The following is a 20,651-nucleotide window of genomic DNA, read 5'->3' as shown; positions in this document are numbered from 1 at the left end:
TCCTAAATATAAAAAGGTATAATAATTTGATAACAAACATTAGATAATCTGTTCTATATGGGGAAATAAAACAAGGATTAAAATTTGTGAAAATACAACATTAGATAAATTTTTATTATATTATCCAAATGTAAGCAGGAAACTTTAATAAGTATATAATTAAAAAGACAGACATAAAGACACAGAGTCGATAGTTTGAGTATTGAAAATCTCATCTCATCGGCTCTTTCTGTTATATATGGATTAGTCAATTAATCTTTGATAGTGATTGCTACTTTAATACAGTTCGCTAATGCTTCTAGAAGTGGATAAAGGGAGGAAAAGAATGATAATACGTGAGTTGACACACGAAGAATTGCTAATTGCTGTAGAATTAAATTATAACTGTTGGAATGATGACTTTGCGGGAATTATTCCTTATGATTCCATGAAAATAGAAAAGGAGCTTACCTTTGTATCAAATTGGATAAACGATAAGAGGTGCCAGGATATTAGACGTATATACGGTGCTTTTGATGGAGATAAATTTTTAGGATATGTAGGTGGGAGTTTAGCTAAGAAAGAAGATGCAGAACATGGTGTTGAATTAAATTATTTGTATGTAAAAAAAGAATATCGTGGAATGGCATTGGGGTTAAAATTAATAAGAACTATTATAGTTGAATTTGAAGATTATGGGGTAAACAAGTTAATAATCAATAATTTTCACGAGAGTGAGTCAAGTAAATTCTATAAGTATCTTGGAGGGGAAGTAGTTAAACAAGTTATACAAACTGTAAAAGGAAAAGAGGTACTTGTTGATGTATTTAGTTGGAATATTGATAATCTTATAGAGCAGTTGAAGGATAAATTAAATTCTCGTAGTTATGAAAAGGGTGGGCTTGCTTTTAACGATAAGTTAACTGAAGGTATCTCTATGACTAACACCCATACTAAAGAAGATTTAGATGTAGTTTTAAAAGGAATTTTTGAGCATAATACTAAGGGAACTAATGGGTTATTGAAAAAACCAGCTATTGACATAAATATATATTTAAAAGATGGTGAGAAAACTATTGGTGCTATATTGTGTGATACATTTAATTTTTGTATTTATATCGAAATAATGTGGATAGATAAAGACTATAGAGGAAAGGGATTAGGGAAAAAGCTTATATCAAAAGCAGAGAAAATAGCAAAAGAAAATGGTTGTATTTTATCTCACACCTGTAGTCTTAGCTATCAAGCACCAGAGTTTTATCAAGCATGTGGTTATGAAATTTTCGGAAAACTTGATGATTATCCTAATGGTATAGTACAGTATTTTTTAAAGAAAAAGCTATAAAGTGAATCTGATATAAATGATTATGCATCACTGTCCTATTCTCCTGTTTCCAAGAGAGAATAATCTTTTAAAGGAGTCTAACATAAATAATCTTTACCGATAAATGTCATAAGAAAACAAAAGGAGGATAATTAATATAGTCATAATCAAAGCAATAATAAGAGAACTTGAAACCTTACTCTAAGAACATGGCTTAGAATCTAAAAGGATGGCTGAATGTCGAAGAAGATGTATCCTCCTAATTGTTTAAGATAAAGTATGCCTGCAAGTCATCTATTTTCCTTCAGCTGAGTGGGAAAATAGAACTTGCAACATTATGTAAAATAGAGTTGCAAACATCATATATTTTTTGCACCAAAGTATATTAAGAAAGATAATATACGGTAAAATTAAAGTAGATATAGGAACTATATTAAGAAAGTTATGTGAACATAAAGGAGTAGAAATTATAGTTTGATGATATTTCATAGACATGTCAATTAAAAGTACATATATGAAAATAGACAATTTTGGTGTAAGGTATATTATGTTGATACAGTTTGAAGAAGCAAAAGGTAATAAAAGAATATATAAAAAATCAAATACAAGAAGATATAGCATATTAAAAGAGAAGGAGGTTTATTTTGGAATTTAATGAAAAGTTACAACGACTTAGAGCACAGAGAAATTTAACACAGGAACAACTTGCAAAGCAATTATATGTATCAAGGGCAGCAATTTCAAAATGGGAAAGTGGAAAAGGTTACCCCAACATTGAATCGCTAAAATGTATATCTAAACTATTTTCTGTTTCTATAGATGAATTGTTATCTGGTGAGGAACTTATTAGTCTTGCGGAAACAGAAAATAGTTCTAATATGCAAAAAGTTTATAATATGATTGGTGCTGTACTAGATTTAATGGCGATTATGTTTATTATTTTCCCGTTATATGGAAAAACTGTTGAAAACTATATCTACTCAGTGAACCTACTTTCATTTACAGAAACTACATCAATAAATCTTGCAATCTATTGGAGTATATTTATCGCTTTGATTAGTATTGGTATCGCTAAACTTATCTTTATCAGACTTGATAAAGAGTTATTGTGCATATACATAACAAAATGTTCTGTCGCACTAAGCATTGCAGCAATCTGTTTTTTTTCTATGGCAAAAGAACCATATGTTACAACATTTTTATTTTTGATTTTTACGATAAAAATATTTGTATTATTGAAGCAGTATGAAACAAAGTAAAAAAACTATAAACCTTTGAAAATAGGCTCTGACACGAAAAGTGTCAGAGCTTTTTTTCTATTGTGACGATAGGTTTCTTGGTTTTTAGGACATAAAGCCACACAATAAAATTATGTTAAACACAAAATAAAAAATAGCAGAAGGGATCGATGATATGGAAACTATTATTGAAACAAAAAACCTTACAAAAATATATGGAAGTGCTACCGTTGTTGATAACATCAATCTTCATGTACCAAAGGGAAAAATCTATGGTTTGCTTGGCAGAAATGGAGCAGGGAAAACTACAGCAATGAAGATGATGTTACAGCTTGTTTATCCGACAGGAGGAGAAATTCGATTGTTTGGAACAGATTATAAAAAAAACACTCCCACACTTTATGGAAAAATAGGATCAATTATTGAAACACCAGGTTTTTATAATAATTTGACAGGATATGAAAATTTACAAATTCTTGCCAAATTGAGAGGACAGCTTTCTAAAGATTCAATACAAGAGGCGCTTCAGATTGTTGGATTAGAAAAGGAAACAAGGAAAGTGTTTGCTGACTATTCATTAGGAATGAAACAGAGGCTTGGCATTGCTGCAGCAATTATGCATAAACCTGAATTATTAATTCTAGACGAACCAATAAATGGACTTGATCCTATTGGGATTTCTCAAATTCGTTCATTACTGATTGAGTTAAGTCACAGTAGGAATACTACCATTGTTATTTCAAGCCATGTTTTAAATGAGATTGAACAGCTTGCAGATACTATTGGTGTCATGCATGAGGGTAAATTGATAGAGGAAGTCAACATGGAAGAACTTCACAAGCGTAATCGTAGGTATATTGAATTTAATCTGTCTGACGGGACAACAGCTGCAAAGATATTAGAAAAGCACTATCAAATTAAAGATTACTTGATAAAAGGCAATACAATAAAAGTTTATGACTTCACTCATAGTTCTGGGCAAATTAACAAAACTTTTGTAGAAAATGGATTATTAGTAACAAATATAAATGTAAAAAAGGAAAATTTGGAGGAGTATTTTTCTGAATTGATTGGAGGTGGCAATATTGCGTAGTCTTATTTACTGTGAATTACTAAAGTTAAAAAATTCAAAAATGGTGCTTATCAGTATTCTAGGCGCTATGTCCACGCCATTTATGATGTTTATAGAATCATTGCAAACACACTTTCAGCACCCAGAGCGTGTTATAACACTGACTAACGTTTATGATAACGGTTTGCTGTATATGATGTTACTAAGTAATATGATGATTTATGTGGTAATTACCGCCTATTTGTTTAGTCGTGAGTATATAGAAAATACATTAAAAATAATTTTACCAATACCAATTTCAAGAACAAAATTATTGCTGGGAAAGTTTATCACCCTGTTTTTTTTGATTGTTATACTTAACTTTGTAACTTGGGCAGGTATTCTGATTTTATCAGGAATATATAATTCTATATTTGACATGGTAGGATATAATTTACTTATTTCTATTGAGTGGCTTTTTAAGTATTTAGTTGCTAGTATTCTTATGTATTTAACAGTTTCTCCCTTTGCTTATATCGCTCTAAAAACAAAAGGATTTGTTGCACCTGTAATTGCTTCAGCAGTTATCGTTATGGGGAGTGCGGCGCTTTCAAATCAAGATTTTGGAGCATTATACCCATGGACAGCTACTTTTTTTCTGATAAAGGGCAAATTACAAAGCACAGGTTATTCAATTACTTTAGGAATAACAATTATTGCTTTTGTATCTATAGTTGGATTTTTATTGACATTTAACTACTTCAAAAAGGAGGATTTGAAATAATGATGCTTAATTTTATTGAAATTTTAAAAGTTATATTTCTTGGTATAGTGGAGGGGATTACGGAATGGCTACCTATCAGTAGTACAGGACATATGCTCCTTGTAGATGAGTTTATTACTCTTAATATGAGTGAAGCCTTCAAGGAAATGTTTTTTGTTGTCATTCAGTTTGGAGCAATCCTTGCTGTAGTTGTTATGTTTTGGAAAAAGATGTTTCCCTTTCAATTTGAAAATAAATCACAATCCATTATCAAAAAGGATATCATCTATGTGTGGTTTAAGGTTGCAGTAGCTTGTATACCATCAGCTATCATTGGGGTTTTATTTGATGACTTCTTAGATGCACATCTTCAAACCCCAATCGTAATTGCAATAATGTTAATTTTTTATGGGGTATTATTTATTATTATTGAAAACTGGAACAAAAAGCGTATAGCTACTACGGCAACACTTGCAAAAATAAGCTATAGGACAGCGTTTATGATTGGGTTGTTTCAAGTGTTATCATTAATTCCTGGTACTTCTCGTTCCGGAGCAACGATTATAGGTGCTTTGTTAATAGGGGTATCACGAGTAGCTGCAGCGGAGTTTACCTTCTTTCTTGCCGTACCTACCATGCTTGGGGCTAGCACTTTAAAGTTGTTGAAATTTGGATTTGACTTTACAAATATAGAACTAGCTATTCTTATTATTGGTATGTTGGTGGCGTTTATAGTGTCCATCTTTGTAATTAAATTCTTAATGAGCTTTATCAAAAAACATGATTTTAAAGTATTTGGATGGTATCGAATTGTACTTGGAATAGTGGTGTTAATTTACTTTGCTATAATGTAGGGTGTAAGCATAATTTCACCACATTAATAAAATAAAAAAGCACATTAATCTGAAATATTATCAGATCAGTGTGCTTTTTTATCCTTTAATCTCAATATGAACACCATACTTAAATTAATCATAAAATTAGATGACATTGATAAGAGTATTTTTTATTACATTGATTATTTTTTTAAGTTTTTTATATTAATCTTCAAGTCTATAACTAAAGTAAAAATCAAGTGTTGGTAGTCTTTATGTTAGTTTATAACTGAAGTTGTATGTTTTTGTAAAAAGAAATATAATGAAATTATGGAGGTGTTATGGGTGGAGTATATAACGACAAAAGAAGTAGGAGAAAATTGGGGGATTACAGACAGTATGGTAGAGTACTATTGCTCTAATATACGTATTAATGGGGCTAAAAAAATAGGAAATACATGGCTTATTCCAATTGATGCTGAAAAACCAGTTGATGAACGATATAGAGGTAATAAAGTAAAGGCTGGTGAAAATGAATGAAAAAGATATTTTTGGTTGAAGACGATAAAGCAATCGCTAAAAACCTTATGCTTTTACTTCGTTCTGAGGGATTTGCAGTAATTCATGCCTCTACTCGTAGTGAAGCACTTGTAACCATTACTGAGAATAAATTTGATTTGGCGTTAATTGATATTTCTTTGCCAGATGGAAATGGTTTTACGGTTTGCACGGAAATCAAAGAAACAGAAGATGTTCCCGTTATCTTTCTTACAGCTTCTGGCGATGAAGCAAGTGTTGTTACTGGGCTGAATATGGGTGCAGACGACTATATCACCAAACCTTTTCGTCCACGTGAATTGATTGCGCGAATTGGAACGGCCCTGCGAAAAAGTGGGCGTTCTGGAACGGATTTTGAGATTCTTGGGCTTCATGTGGATACGGCAAGTGGTATTGTTAAAAAAAATGGTAAAGAGGTTTTTCTTTCAGCATTAGAATACCGATTATTGCTGGTGTTTATTAGTAATTCTAAAAGTATTATAACCAGAGGTAAGTTACTTGACGAATTGTGGGATGCTGCAGGAGAGTTTGTCAATGATAATACACTAACTGTGTACATTAAACGTTTGCGAGAAAAGATAGAGAATGATCCAGCAAAACCGCAAATAATTTTAACCGTTCGAGGAATGGGGTATAGATTGGGGGGCGAACATGCTTCGGAATAGAGAATTTAGACAGTTTACCATTTTATTCTCATTAATAGCTGCCATCAATGTGACGCTGGGATTTGTAATAAATAAAGAAGCAGGAATACTTACAATTGTTTCTGTTATTGCATTTGGAACAGCGTTTTTTGTATTTACCAAAGATCGATATAAAAGTATTTCACAAATTTCAGATCAAATCGATCGTGTGCTTCATAATGATGACCATCTGTATATTAGTGAATCGGATGAAGGTGAACTTTCTATCTTACAAAGTGAGATAACAAAAATGACGATGCGTATTAGGGAACAAAATGATGCACTAAAAAAGAAAAAAACATCTTGCCGATTCGCTAGCTGACATAGCCCATCAACTTCGTACTCCTCTCACATCTGTGAATCTTATTTTGTCATTGCTTACGAATAACCCCGAGGAAAATGAAAGGAGAGCATTAATTAGGGAAACAGAGGAATTGCTTGTACGTATGGATTGGCTTATCACTTCCCTATTAAAATTATCTCGTTTAGACGCAGGTATTGTAGTGTTTCAATGTGAAAAGATAGATGTAAATAATTTGATATGCGCTGCCGCTCGCCCTTTGCTAATACCAATGGAACTGCACCATATTGATTTGCAAATAAATGTATCTAAAGGTGTGGTTATTCAGGGTGATTCAGGCTGGCTTTCAGAAGCAATTCAAAATATCCTGAAAAATTGTATGGAAAGCGCAGGCGAAAATGGAAAAATTGAGATTATATGTACTGACAATTCACTGTTTACTGAGATTGCTATTCACGACAGTGGTAGGGGATTTGAAAAAGAAGATTTACCATGTTTGTTTGACAGATTTTATCGTGGAAAAAACCCAAATGCTACAGGATACGGAATTGGATTGGCTCTTTGTAAGATGATTATAACACGGCAGGGCGGGACAATTACTGCAAAAAATCACCGTCAGGGTGGTGCAATATTTTCCATTCGTTTCCCAAAGTGACGAATCTCTCACTTGAAAGTCACATAGATGTAAGTTGAAGATTCTATTATATAGGTAAACCATTAGAAAGGAGACTCACATAATGGAATTTTTAAAGATTGAAAATTTATGCAAAGTCTATGGCAAGGGTGAAAACCAGGTTACCGCCCTTGATCATGTTTCACTTACTATTAAAAAAGGAGAATTTACAGCAATTATCGGTTCCTCTGGTTCTGGTAAATCTACACTTCTACATGCCATCGCGGGAGTGGATGTACCAACAAGTGGAAAGGTATATTTAGAAGGACAAGATGTATATGGACAGAGCAATGAAAAACTTGCTATTTTCCGCAGGCGTCAGGTTGGATTGATTTATCAGTTTCATAATTTGATACCAACGCTAAATGTAGTGGAAAATATTACTCTGCCTATACTTATGGATAAGCGTAAGGTTAATGATGAAAGACTAAATGACCTGCTAGATTTACTTGGCTTAAAAGAACGAAGAGCCCATTTACCAAACCAACTTTCTGGAGGTCAGCAACAACGTGTTGCCATTGGACGTGCATTGATGAATGCACCAGCAGTTATGCTTGCTGATGAACCTACTGGTAGCTTAGACAGTAAAAATGGACAGGATATTATCCATTTACTGAAAGAAAGCCATAACAAATATCACCAGACCCTTATCATTGTCACACATGATGAAAATATTGCGCTGCAAGCAGATCGAATCATCTGCATAGCAGATGGAAAAGTAGTACGTGATGAGAGACAGGTGACTCGTTCATGAACATTTTCAATAAAGTTGCATTGCAAGGACTGAAAAAGAGTAGAACAAGAACACTTGTAACTATTATAGGAGTTATTCTATCTGCTGCTATGATAACGGCAGTCATTACCTTTGGTGTTACTTTGCTAAACTATATGAAAAATGGTGCCATATCGAAATATGGTGATTGGCACGTAGCGTTCTTAGACGTTAATTCTTCTTTTGTACAGAAACAGATAGATAATGATGAAGTTGCAAATACCGCAACATTTAAAAATATTGGATATGTAGCACTTGATGGTGGCAAAAATCCTGAAAAACCATATCTTTTTATAGCTGGATTCAGCGAAGAAGCTTTTGATACTTTACCCATAACTCTGGCTTCAGGGAGATTACCTGAAAATAGTGGAGAAATTCTTGTTTCGGGGAAAGTTTCAACAGATGGAGGAGTTAAATTTGCAGTAGGTGATACTCTTTCATTGGCAGTGGGAAGTCGTATGAGTGGAAAAGACAAGCTTAATCAGAGTGACCCATATACCGACGGAAGTGAAAATCTTGTGACACAAGATGAGAGAAATTATAAAGTTGTAGGTATCTGCAGAAGACCTGTCTTTGAGGAGTCTTCAGCACCGGGATACACCTTGATAACCAAAGTAGATGAACAAGTCAAGACGGATAGCTTCAGTATGTTTATAACATTAAAAAATCCCCATAAAGTTCATTCATACATAAGTAGTATTAAAGATCATACTTATGTTTTGAATGATAATGTGTTGCGCTTTATAGGCATTTCCGACAATAACTTATTAAATATATTTATGTATTCTGTTGGTGGTATTGTGTTGGCAATTATTATGCTAGGCTCAATTTTTCTAATCTATAATTCGTTTAATATGTCATTGAACGAACGTATGCAGCAGTTTGGAATTCTTTCATCTGTTGGAGCTACAGAAAAACAACTACGAAATTTGGTGCTGTTTGAAGGACTTTGCATTGGCGTAATTGGCATCCCCATTGGAGTTATTGTTGGTATAGGCAGTATTGGTGTTGTAATTTCCGTTGTTGCTAAAAAATTTACAAGTGTTCTCTATCTCAACATCCCTTTGACTTTGACGTTGTCTACAACTGCAATAATTGTTGCAGCAGTGGTAAGTATGGTTACCATTTTGATTTCAGCCTACATTCCAGCAAGAAAAGCTTCTAGCACACCAGTAATGGAATGTATTCGACAAACAAATGAGGTGAAAATTGAATCTAAAGCTGTTAAAACATCAAATCTCATACAACGCATTTGTGGTTTGGAAGGAACCCTTGCATTGAAAAACTTTAAAAGAAATAAAAAACGCTATCGCAGCATAGTACTATCACTTATTTTAAGTATAGTGTTGTTTATATCTACAAGTGTTTTGGTAGTTGATCTGAAACAAATGTCAAATCAGACGTTAGAGTTTACTGAACATGATATCATTTTTTCCACACAGAACATGAAGGATAGCGAAATGCTACAGCTCTACGATAAGTTTAAAACTGCTAATGGTGTTTATGAAGGATTATATCAAGAATGTATAACCTATTCATCCATTGTTAAAACAAGTGAGCTTACAAAGGATTACTTGAACTATAAAGGTTCGTATTCTCAGTATGAAACGGCGAATCTACCAGTAGATATGCAGTTTCTTGATGACAGTACTTACCTGAATATTATCAAAGATCTAGGTTTACCTACAGAAAAATATACTGGGGAAAATGCAAAAATGATTGCTGTTTCTATGATTGAGGGGGTGGATGATACTATTGATATCTTCAAGAGTTCTTCTACTAATGTTACTTTAATTCCTGAAATTAAGGACAAGTCAAAGATGATAGAGGGGCAAAACGTTGATATTACATTTGTCAAAATTGTACCACCTGATTGCCCCCCAAGCGATATAAGTTCAGAGATTAAGCAAACTTCCTTTATGGTGTTGGCTCCTTATTCGATGAAAAATGAATTTGCATCTTCTGATATTTCTACAGGAATAAAAAGTATGAGCTTTAAATCAAAGAATCCTACTCAGTCAGTTGCAGAAATGGAAAAAATCATCATGAGTGAGGGGGTTACATCCCAGTATAATCTATATAATATGTATGGATTAATGGATGATAATCGCAATTATATCTTCATTGCTAATGTGTTTGCGTATACTTTTATCAGTATGATATCACTAATTACGGTGGCAAATGTGTTCAACACAATTTCCACAAATATTAAGTTGCGCCGTCGAGAGCTTGCTATGCTTCGATCTGTGGGAATGTCTGAGCATGATTTTCAGAAGATGATGAATTTTGAGTGTATCTTTTATGGAGTGAGAGCGTTACTCTTTGGACTTCCTATAGCTATGATTACTTCATGGCTAATTCATAAAGTAATGGTAACAGACGATATCGATTTTGTGGTTCCATGGGTAAGCATTGGAATAAGTGTGTTTGGTGTTTTATTCATCGTGTTTATTACAATGCTATATACCATTAATAAGATAAAAAAGGAAAATATTATTGATGCACTTCGAGATGATATGTCTTGATAACATATATTAATTTAATAAAAAACATCTATTCAAGTTGTTAACGATTTTCTCAAAATACACTTTATATCTAAAAACATAGAATTTATACTACACAAATAAAGTAAATTAGTGCGTAACTGTGGTAATGAAAAACCGCAGTTGTGGCAGATGACGTTTTGTGGCCCAAATAGGGCTATGCGGTGGTTTTGAAATAACAATCAAAACCGCCGTTTTCCTTTTTCAAAATTAGAAACTCAGAGGGGTATTAGCAAAATAAATTGTTAATAACCTCCAGTAGTCGTTGTGATATTTTCCATTCCTTTGCCAAAGTGACGAATCTCTCACCTGAAAGTCACACAGATGTAAGTTGAAGATTCTAATATATAGATAAACCATGAGAAAGGAAATTTACATAATGGAATGTTGAAAAATTGAAAATTCATGTAAGGTCTACAGCAAATCCATATTGTTTCACAACATCGGTGGTGTGGACGGTCCGACATAGCTTGATTCAAAACCTATATTGAATAATTATATAAAAGTCTAAGTTTACAGTTAATAAAAATATACTAAAAAAGGAGTGCAAAAGTATTTATGGAAATCAGTATCAAAAACGTGAGTATGAAATACAAAACAGGGAAAAAGGCACTAAGTAACATTAGTTTGGAAGTGAACAGCCCGAGTTTTATAGGACTTTTGGGTCCAAATGGTGCTGGAAAAAGTACCTTTATGAAACTATTGGTATCGAAGATAATACCGACAGCTGGCGAAATAATTATTGACGGTAATTCAATCCAAAAACACGAAAAAGAACTCAAAAAGCATTTGGGTTATTTGCCGCAAAGCTTTGGTTTATATGACGAATTAACCGTTTATGAGTTTTTGGATTACATGTGTGCATTAAAAGAAATTAAAAACAACGTGAAAGGTATTATCGAACAAGCTATTGAACAGACTAATTTGCAGGAAAAAAGAAATTTAAAAATTAAAACTCTTTCAGGAGGTCAGAGGCAACGTGTTGGTATAGCACAAGTATTACTTGGAAATCCTGAGCTTATCATTTTAGATGAACCTACAGTTGGGCTTGACCCAGAGGAAAGAATTAAATTCAGAAATATATTTTCACAGACTGCAAATGACAAAATAGTGCTACTTTCTACTCATATCATCGATGATATACAAGCCATTTGCAATAGAATTATAATAATTAATAACGGTATGATTTTATTTGACGGAACTTCGCCGGATTTAATAAAAACTGTACACGGACATGTTGGTTTTATTGAGGAAAAAGATAACGAGGCTCTAGAAAAAAGAATTGGGGGTAAGTACAAAGTCACATCCAAATTATTTACAGGTAATGGCGTCTCTTGTCGTGTTATCGGCAAAAAAATAGAAAGCTCTATTCCACTGATAGAGCCTACCCTCGAAGATGCATATACATATGTCATACACAATGGGGGTGTCCATTAAATGAGGAATACATTTTTTGCCTATGAAACAAAGAGGATTCTAAAGTCCAGATTTACTCAAATAATAATCTTGTTGACGTCAGCTTTTCCTTTGATTTGTGCACTGATTTCGCCGTACATTAACGAAGATATTAGCAGTTTGATATTTGGAATAAATAGCTCTACTCTTTTATCTCAAACGATACTTTTTCCGGCAAAGGCAGGGGCAGTGCTTTCAACTCTTGCGTTTACTGCGCTAACAGTTTTTGAGTTTGACAAAATACGTAGGTTTAGAGTCAATTATATAATTGAACCAATATCAAGTTCTATAAAGATAAATTTAACCAAAATTACAGGCTTAATATGTGCAGGTCTTATTTCAACAGTGGGTTCAATGATAATTATGATCCCTCACTATATATTTAACATGGGTAGTCTAAACAATTTTAGTTATTTCTTGATCAATTACTCCTTAATAATTTTTGGTTCGATTGTGTTGGCAACTCTTATTACTGCAGGATTTTATCTTATATTTAGGAAAATTAATATAACCTGCATTATTATGTTTTTAACAGTGCTCTTTAGTTTTTTTGCAGGAATTATTGATTATCAATATATGTGGGTTCAGACAGGTGCTAATGGACTTTCTGAAAATTTCGGAAACGGGAATACCGTTTTAGGAATGTTCTGGAATAGGCTGTTTGGGTTATCGGTAGCTATGTCAATATTTTTATTTGGAATGTTGTGCGATAGATGTTATGAAAAAGGAGTATTGAAATCTCTCTTAAAAAACTGTAAAAAATATAAAATATTACTGATTTGCTTTTTGATTTCTAGTTTTGGAGCATTTTTTGTTTTTCAAAATGAACCAATTTTTAAAGCAGTTTCGCTTGGGGATTTAATGTCAGCAGTGATTAGTGGTGGTAGCGAAGACACGCCTGTAAGCACTAATGTCATAGGAACTTCAAATATATTTGTAGATCTTAAGATAGAAAAAAACAAAAATTATGCTACAGGGGCTTATTTTCAAGAACTGCAAAACAGCACTGATAAGTCTCAAAACATATATTTTGAATTAGCAGACGGCTACCACATTAATGAGATTAAGTTAGACAACGTAGACATAAACTACACACAGGTTTCATCTAAAATTTTAGATAGCGCAAAACGTAACAACGTTTTTGAAGCAAGCATTCCTAAAAACACTAAAGCTAAACTAAGTATAAGGTATTCTGGTACACCGAAAGCCTTAAATGTAAATGCAGATTTTTCCGCAGGAATTAGCAAAAATTATGTAAATCTAAGGCGCACTATGATTGCTCCAGTTGTTTGTGTAAAGCAAAATGATAGGATTATTGAAGGGACAATAAAAATAGACTCAAAATTTACAGTCATAACTCAAGGAGATAAAAATCGCAAAATTTCTGAACACGATGGTTTTACTGTTTGGAGTTTTTCTTGTGATAAACTAAGTGACTTATCTTTGACAGCTGGACGATATGGAATACTTGAAAGAAATGTAAGTGGTACAAATGTGGAGTTTTTCTATCCATTGGCTGCGAGCAAAGAATTTGAATCCAAGGGAAGTGACACGCTTGATATATTCTCGTTCTTTTCAGAAAAATTTGGGCAGCTAGACAGAGAGAGTCTTAAAGTAGTTGTAACATCAGGAGTACATGGCGGAGGTGGAGTTCAAGCAGGAAACATTTCTTGTATTTTCGAAGATTGTTTAACAAAAAAATCCAATCTGGATTCATCGCAAGCCTCTTCTTCTGACACTTTTGCTGTGTTGACGCATGAAATTGCTCATCAATGGTGGGGCGGTGGAATAGATGTATCTAACGAAAACAGCGATAATCAAATAGATAAAAATCACGATGAATGGTCCAATGAAGCTTTTGCGGATTTTAGCACTTATTTATTCTTAAAAAACAAGTTTGGAAAAGATTATGCAGAAAATTTAATGCTGAAAAAATGGAAAGAAGGAGCAAATGAATTAAATCGAAATTTTTATCAAAGAAATCCTGAATACATGAACAAATTATCGATGATTCCAAAGTACAACGTCTCATTATTTTTAAGAGGCAATAAATGTTATGCTTTGGGGCCACTCACAGTTTACAATGTTTATAATCAAATTGGTGAAGACAATTACTTTAATTCCATGAAAGAAATATACAAAGAATATTATGATAAAAAAGATAAAAAACTATCTTTTTCTGAGTTTTTAAATATTACTGGTGTTACAAGGAGGTAGCTTTCAATGAATATAAAGATTCTTAAATACGAATTGAAAAGAATAATTTTTTCGAAAATGTTTATGATAACTTTCATAATTGCACTTTTCTTTTCAGTAATTAACCTCTATACAGAAATAATACAAGGTGTTTCTGGTACGGCACCTTTTTCTAAGTGGAGTTATTGCAAGTTTTTGTGTGACATAAATACGATTATGTTATTAGTTCTAATGCTTTCTTGTACAGGGCTTTTTTCTAGAAATGAACAAAGAGTAAGAGAAATTACTTCATGTACATCTTTACCACAGAAAAAGTATTTGGCTACAAAAAGTTTAGCTCTGTTTATTTCTTACTTAATTATTGCTGTATTTTGTATTTTAATAAGTTTGGTATTTTACAAGACAACTTTTAATTTTGTTAATTTTCTAAACTTTTTATTGCCGAGCTTAATAATACTACTTCCCACTTTTGTGTTTATTTTTGGAACGAGTATGTTTTTAGGTAGCAAAAGCCAAACTTTGCTTTATGCTTGGATTCCAATTGTTTTGATTTTGTCATTGATAAGTTTTAATAGCACACCTTTTATTGATATTTTTGCCAAAGGGTATGTGACTTATATGCCTACAGTTTTACCCGTTGATAGTCTCGGTGAACCTGTTTTTAGTTTATCTTTAAGTTTTATAATGAGTAGGTTGCTATTTATTCTAGTAGGAATAGTTTTATATGTAGCTTCATTTAAGAAGCTTTCTAGAAAATCTTAAAAAATTAGTATAAGTCTATTAAGGCAAAAGCTAATTTTTGTATTGAGAATACAGAATCAATCATACAGAAGTAATGTAAATTACAAAGGAGTGCTGTCTTACAGTAATGAAAAACTGCAGTTGTGGCAGATGACGTTTTGTGGCCCAAATAGGGCCATGCGACGGTTTTGAAATAACAATCAAAACCGTCGTTTTCTATTTGAAGATTAAAATATAGAAAGTGTAGAAAGGTAATTTTTAAGCTATTAAAAAAGAATTTAGAAGTTTATTATATACAAGCTTAATAAAAAATTCATATCTTCTATATATCTTTTATAAAAGTGTTGGAGTTTGTGTAATTAAAATGAAATCTAAAAATTAAGTTAGAGGAATATGTAAAAGATTGTAGAATAAATGTAAATAAACTTTGAATTTAAAATCAATAAAGACATAGTTTAATGATGATAGGTTTATTACAATACTAAGAAGAAAATTTTTAAATGATAAGAAAATTAAATTTAGTATTGAATTTTTATAAAATATGAAATTACATTTTTATACAATAGTAATAGGGAAAACCTAATGAGAATTAGTTAAGGGAGACAACCATAAATGAAACGAATATTAATTATTGAAGATGATTTGTCCTTAGCGAACGGGATAGCGCTCGCTTTAAAAGACAGTGAATTTACATTTGTACAAGTACAGGATTTGCATTCTGCGTGGCGAGAAACTGAAAACAATACTTTTGATCTTATCATTCTTGACATCAACTTGCCTGATGGAAATGGATTGAATTTCTTAAAAGAGTTAAGAAGGGACTCTGCTGTTCCAGTAATAATTCTTACTGCAAATGATTTGGAAATAGATGTGGTTACAGGTCTTGAGTTAGGAGCAGACGATTATATAACCAAGCCTTTTAGTTTGATGATTCTAAGGGCAAGGGTAGGTGCTAGACTTCGAAGTAATGCACCTGTTATTGTTGATTCAATATCAATTAATGAATTTCAATTCTCTTTTACAAGAATGGAGTTTTTAAAAAATAACATTTCCATTGAATTGAGCAAAACTGAACAAAAATTATTACGTATTTTACTTGAAAATAGAGGACATACTCTTACAAGGGCGCAATTGGTGGATGCCGTATGGACGGATGATGCTGTATATGTAGATGAAAATGCTCTGTCAGTTGCAGTTAAGAGATTACGTGATAAATTAGAAGACACACCTTCTTCACCTGTATATATTAAAACAGTATACGGCATTGGTTATACTTGGTCGGTAATGTGATGGATAAGTATTTTTTTATAATAGGGATCTTCTTAGTCATTTCAATGTTTCTTGTAATTTTCATCATCCTTCTATATCGTAGAAAAATGCGTCGGCTTATGAATTCCTTGACCACTATGTTAGATAGTGCTATAGATGGAGATTTTACTGAAAATACCTTTGATGAATCTGTATTGTCAGCTATAGAGGCAAAAATGTCTCATTTTTTATCATCTTGTGCTGTATCTTCAAAAAATATGAGTATGGAAAAAGAAAATATCAAGCATTTAATTTCTGACATATCCCATCAAATTAAAACACCAGTTGCAAATATACTTCTTTATTCACAGATTCTTATGGAACATGATTTGCCAGAAGAAAGTACTGTATGCGCAAAAGCACTAGCTACTCAGGCCGAAAAACTTGATTTTCTAATACTAGCCTTAATGAAAATTTCTCGTCTAGAAAGTGGGATTATTACTGTTAATCCTCAAAAGGGTACCATGAAAGCGTTGATTTATGCTGTTATTGACTCAATACTGCCTAAAGCAGAAGAAAAAGAGATTACAATTGAAATTGAGTTAACAAATGGTACGGTTTATTATGATCCAAAATGGACTGTTGAATCAATTTATAATGTCCTGGATAACGCAGTTAAGTATTCTCCTAGAAAAAGCAACATCAAAGTTTATACTGTATCCTATGATTTATTTTTTCGGATTGATATTATAGATAAAGGGATTGGTATAGCAACAGATGAAAAGGAAAAAATATTTACGCGATTTTACCGTTCTGCAAAGGTACGTGAGTATGAAGGTGTGGGACTAGGATTATTTCTGACACGAGAAATTATATCTAACGGAGGAGGTTATATTAAGGTGTCTGGAACAAAAGGAGGCGGTTCTACCTTTTCTATTTTTCTACCAACAGAGAAAAGATAAATCTTTCAAAACTGATAGATTTCAGAAAGAATGTGGAAAGAAAATTTTGTTATTATTTTTGTATAAGAAAAATTTTGATGTAAATTTTGGGGAGGACACTATGAAAACCATATTGGAAACGACAAACTTAAAAAAATATTATGGGAGTGGAGAAATGGCTGTACGTGCGCTGGATGGTGTTAGTCTTTCCGTAGAAAACGGTGAATTTATCGCAGTAATAGGGCTATCAGGTAGTGGAAAATCTACACTTCTTCACATGCTAGGTGGTCTTGACCGTCCAACTAGTGGAAATGTAATGGTAGATGGCAAAGAAATTTTTAAAATGAAAGAGGAAGAATTGACAGTTTTCCGACGCCGTAAAATTGGCTTTGTATTTCAGAGTTTTAACCTTGTGCCTATGCTAAATATTTATGAAAATATTGTACTACCTATACAGTTAGATGGTAACAAGCCTGACAAAAGTTATATAAATAAAATTATTAAGGTGCTAGGCCTTGAGAACAAACTAGAAAATTTACCAAATCAACTTTCTGGTGGACAGCAGCAACGGGTTGCTATTGCAAGAGCATTGGCAACAAAACCAGCTATTGTACTTGCTGATGAACTTACTGGCAATTTAGATAGCAAGGCCAGTCAGGATGTGATAGGGCTTTTAAAAGTGACAGGAAAAAAATTCAATCAGACTATTGTTATGATTACTCATAGTGAAGAGCTTGCACAGCTTGCAGACCGTATTATTCGTATAGAAGATGGAAAAATATCAGGTGGTGATACCATATGATTCGAGTGAAAAACAGAAAGATAATTTGCAAATTGGCAGTTAAGAATTTTAACTCTGCCCAAACACGCAACATTATAGCTGTGTTTGCAATTGCACTAACTTCACTTTTATTTACCGGTATGTTTACTATGGGGTTTGGTATGGTAAAAAGTATACAGCGTGCTGACATGATAATGTCTGGTGGTGATGGACAAGCGCGTATAAATTATATGACTGAATCAGAGTATGACAATATAAGCAGTCATTCTTTGATAAAGGAAATTGCCTATTGTCGCAAACTTGCTGACAGCGTAGATAATCAATCACTTATGAAGCGATACACAGAGTTTTGGTATTATGATGATCTTGGTTTGAAATATGCGTTTGTTGAGCCTACAATTGGGCATAAACCTCAGACAGAAAAAGAGATTATCACCGATACGACAACACTAGAAATGCTTGATATCCCACAAAAATTGGGAACTCATATAAAACTAGAGATTACTATCCACAATAAAAAAGTTACACGTGATTTCATACTTGCCGGTTGGTGGAAGAGTTATCCAGGTGTGAGGAATGGTACCATTATTGCATCTAAGGCTTATGTTAATGATCATTTGGATGAATTGAAAAGCACCTACCGCCAAGATCGGGAAGAAACTGGAACCATTACTGGAATTATAAAATTTAAAGATGAACAAAACATTGAAAAAGACCTGGAGAAGGTAGTGAAAGATAGCGGATTTTCTATGGATTTAAATGCACAAAATTATATAAATACAGGAATTAACCCACGGTACTTGTCCAAGCATACAACAATGGGGATTGGAACAGCTGGTGCACTATCTTGTGCCTTATTGTTAGTTGTATTCACAGGATATTTAATCATCTATAATATTTTTCAAATTTCTGTTTTACATGATATGCACTTTTATGGGCTATTGAAAACTATTGGTACCACAGGACGTCAACTTTATGAAATCATTAACCGACAGGCCGTGATGCTTTCATTACTTGGCATTCCTTTGGGGCTTTGTGGCGGTTTTTTAATGGGGAAAGCATTGCTACCAACGTTACTGATACAATCTAGTTTTAAGGGGAATACAGCAATTGTATCGACTAATCCTTTTATTTTTATGTTGGCATCTATATTTACACTAATTACCGTATTTATAAGCGTTCGAAAGCCAGCAAAAATGGCGGCAGAAGTATCCCCAATGGAAGCTGTTTCCTATACTGATTACAATTTTAACAATGGTAAGAAAAAAAAGAAGAAGACAAGGAATGGAAATCCTCAAAAGAGGATGGCATGGGCAAATCTTGGACGAAATAAGAAACGTACTGTGCTAGTTATTATAAGTCTTTCGCTTAGCATAGTGCTAACTAACACAGTTTTTAATTTTTCGCAGAGCGTAGATCCAGAGAATGCTCTCAAAAATGCCAATACTTCAGATTTTTGCATCGGTAATACCGACTTGTTTTTTCAGTACAAAGTTAATGCAGAAAGTGCCCTTAGCGAAAGTTTTATAACTGCTGTAGAAAAACATGATGGATTTAAAACCGGTGGTCGCCAATACGGCTGTAGAGCTACATACACAAGCAAAACCACTAAACAAACTTGCAGCAATCAGCAGAAAGACGGTTCATTTCCTACACATATATATGGTATGGATGAATTTCCATTTTCCCGTATGAAATTAGTAGATGGTGAAATAGATATAGAGAAACTTGCAACAGGGAAGTACATCTTAGAGGGGGTTTGGGTAGATTCCCGCGGTCATAAGGACATGAAAAGTATGAATCATAGTATTGGAGATAAATTGGAATTGAATTATAATGGTAATATTCATGAAGTAACTGTACTTGGACATGTTATTGCAAACGAGGGAAATACTTATGATTGGGTGGACTCCTGCTTTTTTCTTCCAGTGGAGGATTATAAAAAAGTTACTGGCAATACCTATACTATGAGTTATGTTTTTGATGCTACAGAAGATAAAGAAGCTGATATGGAGGAATTTCTAAAAAATTATACGAATAGTGTTGAACCAACAATGAGTTATAAGTCTAAACTCAATACCTTAGCAGGTGTTACAGATATTAAGAATACAATCATATTGATTGGAGGCACTATTGCATTCATTATTGGAATAATTGGTATTTTGAATTTTATCAATACCATTTTAACTAGTATTCTGGTTCGTCGCAAAGAACTTGCAATACTACAAAGTATCGGTATGACCAAAAGGCAGCTTGTTGAAATGCTATGTTTAGAAGGATGTTATTATGTCATATTTACTTTGGTAATTTCTATCTTATTGAGCATAGGAAGCTCACTATTTATAGTGAGACCACTATGCAATCAAATTTGGTTTTTAAACTTCAAATTTAATTTTTCATCACTGGTAATCATCTTTCCAATATTATTTGTATTAGGTTTGTTGACTCCATATATTTCCTATTGTTTTATGGGTAAAGAAAGTGTTGTAGAACTTTTGAGGGTTGATGGATTATAAAATTGTTAAAAAGTGCATATTTAAAATAATCATGATATAGAATTAATTGTTTTGTTAAATGTAAAAATGTAAT

The 20,651-nt window shown here is 32.9% G+C and carries 17 protein-coding genes and 2 pseudogenes; all 19 read left to right on the top strand.

The window, feature by feature from the left end:
* The first annotated feature begins 43 nt into the window (after nucleotides 1-43).
* The 19 genes and pseudogenes from CSGHG_RS25080 to CSGHG_RS09865 all read left to right on the top strand — a co-directional run bounded on the left by CSGHG_RS25080 (nucleotide 44) and on the right by CSGHG_RS09865 (nucleotide 20,578).
* Nucleotides 44-148 carry a cysteine-rich KTR domain-containing protein gene (locus CSGHG_RS25080; protein ID WP_412766365.1) on the top strand — a complete coding sequence of 35 codons (105 nt, stop codon included), beginning with the start codon at nucleotides 44-46 and terminating at the stop codon, nucleotides 146-148.
* Between the two features lie 177 nt (nucleotides 149-325).
* On the top strand, nucleotides 326-1,324 hold the full coding sequence (locus CSGHG_RS22680; protein ID WP_010294619.1) for a GNAT family N-acetyltransferase: 999 nt from the start codon (nucleotides 326-328) through the stop codon (nucleotides 1,322-1,324).
* Between the two features lie 342 nt (nucleotides 1,325-1,666).
* A pseudogene (locus tag CSGHG_RS23595) lies at nucleotides 1,667-1,929 on the top strand (transposase).
* Nucleotides 1,930-1,947: 18 nt separating this feature from the next.
* Entirely contained in the window at nucleotides 1,948-2,562 is a 615-nt protein-coding gene (locus CSGHG_RS09940; protein WP_010294612.1) for a helix-turn-helix domain-containing protein, read from the top strand.
* A 154-nt stretch (nucleotides 2,563-2,716) separates the two neighbouring features.
* Nucleotides 2,717-3,634 (top strand): ABC transporter ATP-binding protein, encoded by a 918-nt coding sequence (locus tag CSGHG_RS09935; protein ID WP_010294607.1) that lies wholly within the window; start codon nucleotides 2,717-2,719, stop codon nucleotides 3,632-3,634.
* Nucleotides 3,627-4,376 (top strand): ABC transporter permease, encoded by a 750-nt coding sequence (locus CSGHG_RS09930; RefSeq protein ID WP_010294605.1) that lies wholly within the window; start codon nucleotides 3,627-3,629, stop codon nucleotides 4,374-4,376. The genes CSGHG_RS09935 and CSGHG_RS09930 overlap by 8 nt, the downstream gene beginning before the upstream one ends.
* Nucleotides 4,376-5,209 carry an undecaprenyl-diphosphate phosphatase gene (locus CSGHG_RS09925; RefSeq protein ID WP_010294603.1) on the top strand — a complete coding sequence of 278 codons (834 nt, stop codon included), beginning with the start codon at nucleotides 4,376-4,378 and terminating at the stop codon, nucleotides 5,207-5,209. Before CSGHG_RS09930 ends, CSGHG_RS09925 begins: the two co-directional genes overlap by 1 nt.
* Before the next feature lie 306 nt (nucleotides 5,210-5,515).
* Nucleotides 5,516-5,710 carry a hypothetical protein gene (locus tag CSGHG_RS09920; protein ID WP_010294600.1) on the top strand — a complete coding sequence of 65 codons (195 nt, stop codon included), beginning with the start codon at nucleotides 5,516-5,518 and terminating at the stop codon, nucleotides 5,708-5,710.
* Nucleotides 5,707-6,393: a response regulator transcription factor gene (locus CSGHG_RS09915; RefSeq protein ID WP_010294599.1), complete on the top strand. Its 687-nt coding sequence runs from the start codon at nucleotides 5,707-5,709 to the stop codon at nucleotides 6,391-6,393. The genes CSGHG_RS09920 and CSGHG_RS09915 overlap by 4 nt, the downstream gene beginning before the upstream one ends.
* Nucleotides 6,380-7,367 (top strand): annotated as a pseudogene (locus CSGHG_RS20450) (sensor histidine kinase). The gene CSGHG_RS09915 and the pseudogene CSGHG_RS20450 overlap by 14 nt, the downstream one beginning before the upstream one ends.
* An 82-nt stretch (nucleotides 7,368-7,449) precedes the next feature.
* The gene (locus tag CSGHG_RS09905) at nucleotides 7,450-8,139 is read left to right on the top strand and encodes an ABC transporter ATP-binding protein (RefSeq protein WP_010294597.1); all 690 of its coding nucleotides are present in this window, start codon (nucleotides 7,450-7,452) and stop codon (nucleotides 8,137-8,139) included.
* The gene (locus CSGHG_RS09900) at nucleotides 8,136-10,682 is read left to right on the top strand and encodes an ABC transporter permease (RefSeq protein ID WP_010294595.1); all 2,547 of its coding nucleotides are present in this window, start codon (nucleotides 8,136-8,138) and stop codon (nucleotides 10,680-10,682) included. The genes CSGHG_RS09905 and CSGHG_RS09900 overlap by 4 nt, the downstream gene beginning before the upstream one ends.
* Before the next feature lie 576 nt (nucleotides 10,683-11,258).
* Nucleotides 11,259-12,137 (top strand): ATP-binding cassette domain-containing protein, encoded by an 879-nt coding sequence (locus CSGHG_RS09895; protein ID WP_010294591.1) that lies wholly within the window; start codon nucleotides 11,259-11,261, stop codon nucleotides 12,135-12,137.
* Nucleotides 12,138-14,372, top strand: coding sequence for a gluzincin family metallopeptidase (locus CSGHG_RS09890; protein ID WP_010294589.1), 2,235 nt, complete (start codon nucleotides 12,138-12,140; stop codon nucleotides 14,370-14,372). It begins immediately after the preceding gene.
* Between the two features lie 6 nt (nucleotides 14,373-14,378).
* Nucleotides 14,379-15,113 carry a hypothetical protein gene (locus CSGHG_RS09885; RefSeq protein ID WP_010294587.1) on the top strand — a complete coding sequence of 245 codons (735 nt, stop codon included), beginning with the start codon at nucleotides 14,379-14,381 and terminating at the stop codon, nucleotides 15,111-15,113.
* Nucleotides 15,114-15,704: 591 nt separating this feature from the next.
* The gene (locus CSGHG_RS09880) at nucleotides 15,705-16,382 is read left to right on the top strand and encodes a response regulator transcription factor (RefSeq protein WP_010294585.1); all 678 of its coding nucleotides are present in this window, start codon (nucleotides 15,705-15,707) and stop codon (nucleotides 16,380-16,382) included.
* 116 nt (nucleotides 16,383-16,498) lie between these two features.
* Nucleotides 16,499-17,302, top strand: coding sequence for a sensor histidine kinase (locus CSGHG_RS09875; protein ID WP_235700126.1), 804 nt, complete (start codon nucleotides 16,499-16,501; stop codon nucleotides 17,300-17,302).
* Nucleotides 17,303-17,402: 100 nt separating this feature from the next.
* On the top strand, nucleotides 17,403-18,083 hold the full coding sequence (locus CSGHG_RS09870; RefSeq protein ID WP_010294582.1) for an ABC transporter ATP-binding protein: 681 nt from the start codon (nucleotides 17,403-17,405) through the stop codon (nucleotides 18,081-18,083).
* Nucleotides 18,080-20,578, top strand: coding sequence for an ABC transporter permease (locus CSGHG_RS09865; protein ID WP_010294579.1), 2,499 nt, complete (start codon nucleotides 18,080-18,082; stop codon nucleotides 20,576-20,578). Before CSGHG_RS09870 ends, CSGHG_RS09865 begins: the two co-directional genes overlap by 4 nt.
* Nucleotides 20,579-20,651: the final 73 nt, after the last annotated feature.

Origin of the sequence: Clostridium senegalense JC122, assembly GCF_000285575.1 — a bacterium.
GTDB lineage: Bacteria > Bacillota > Clostridia > Clostridiales > Clostridiaceae > Clostridium_J > Clostridium_J senegalense.
This window is presented reverse-complemented; position numbering and strand designations above follow the sequence as displayed.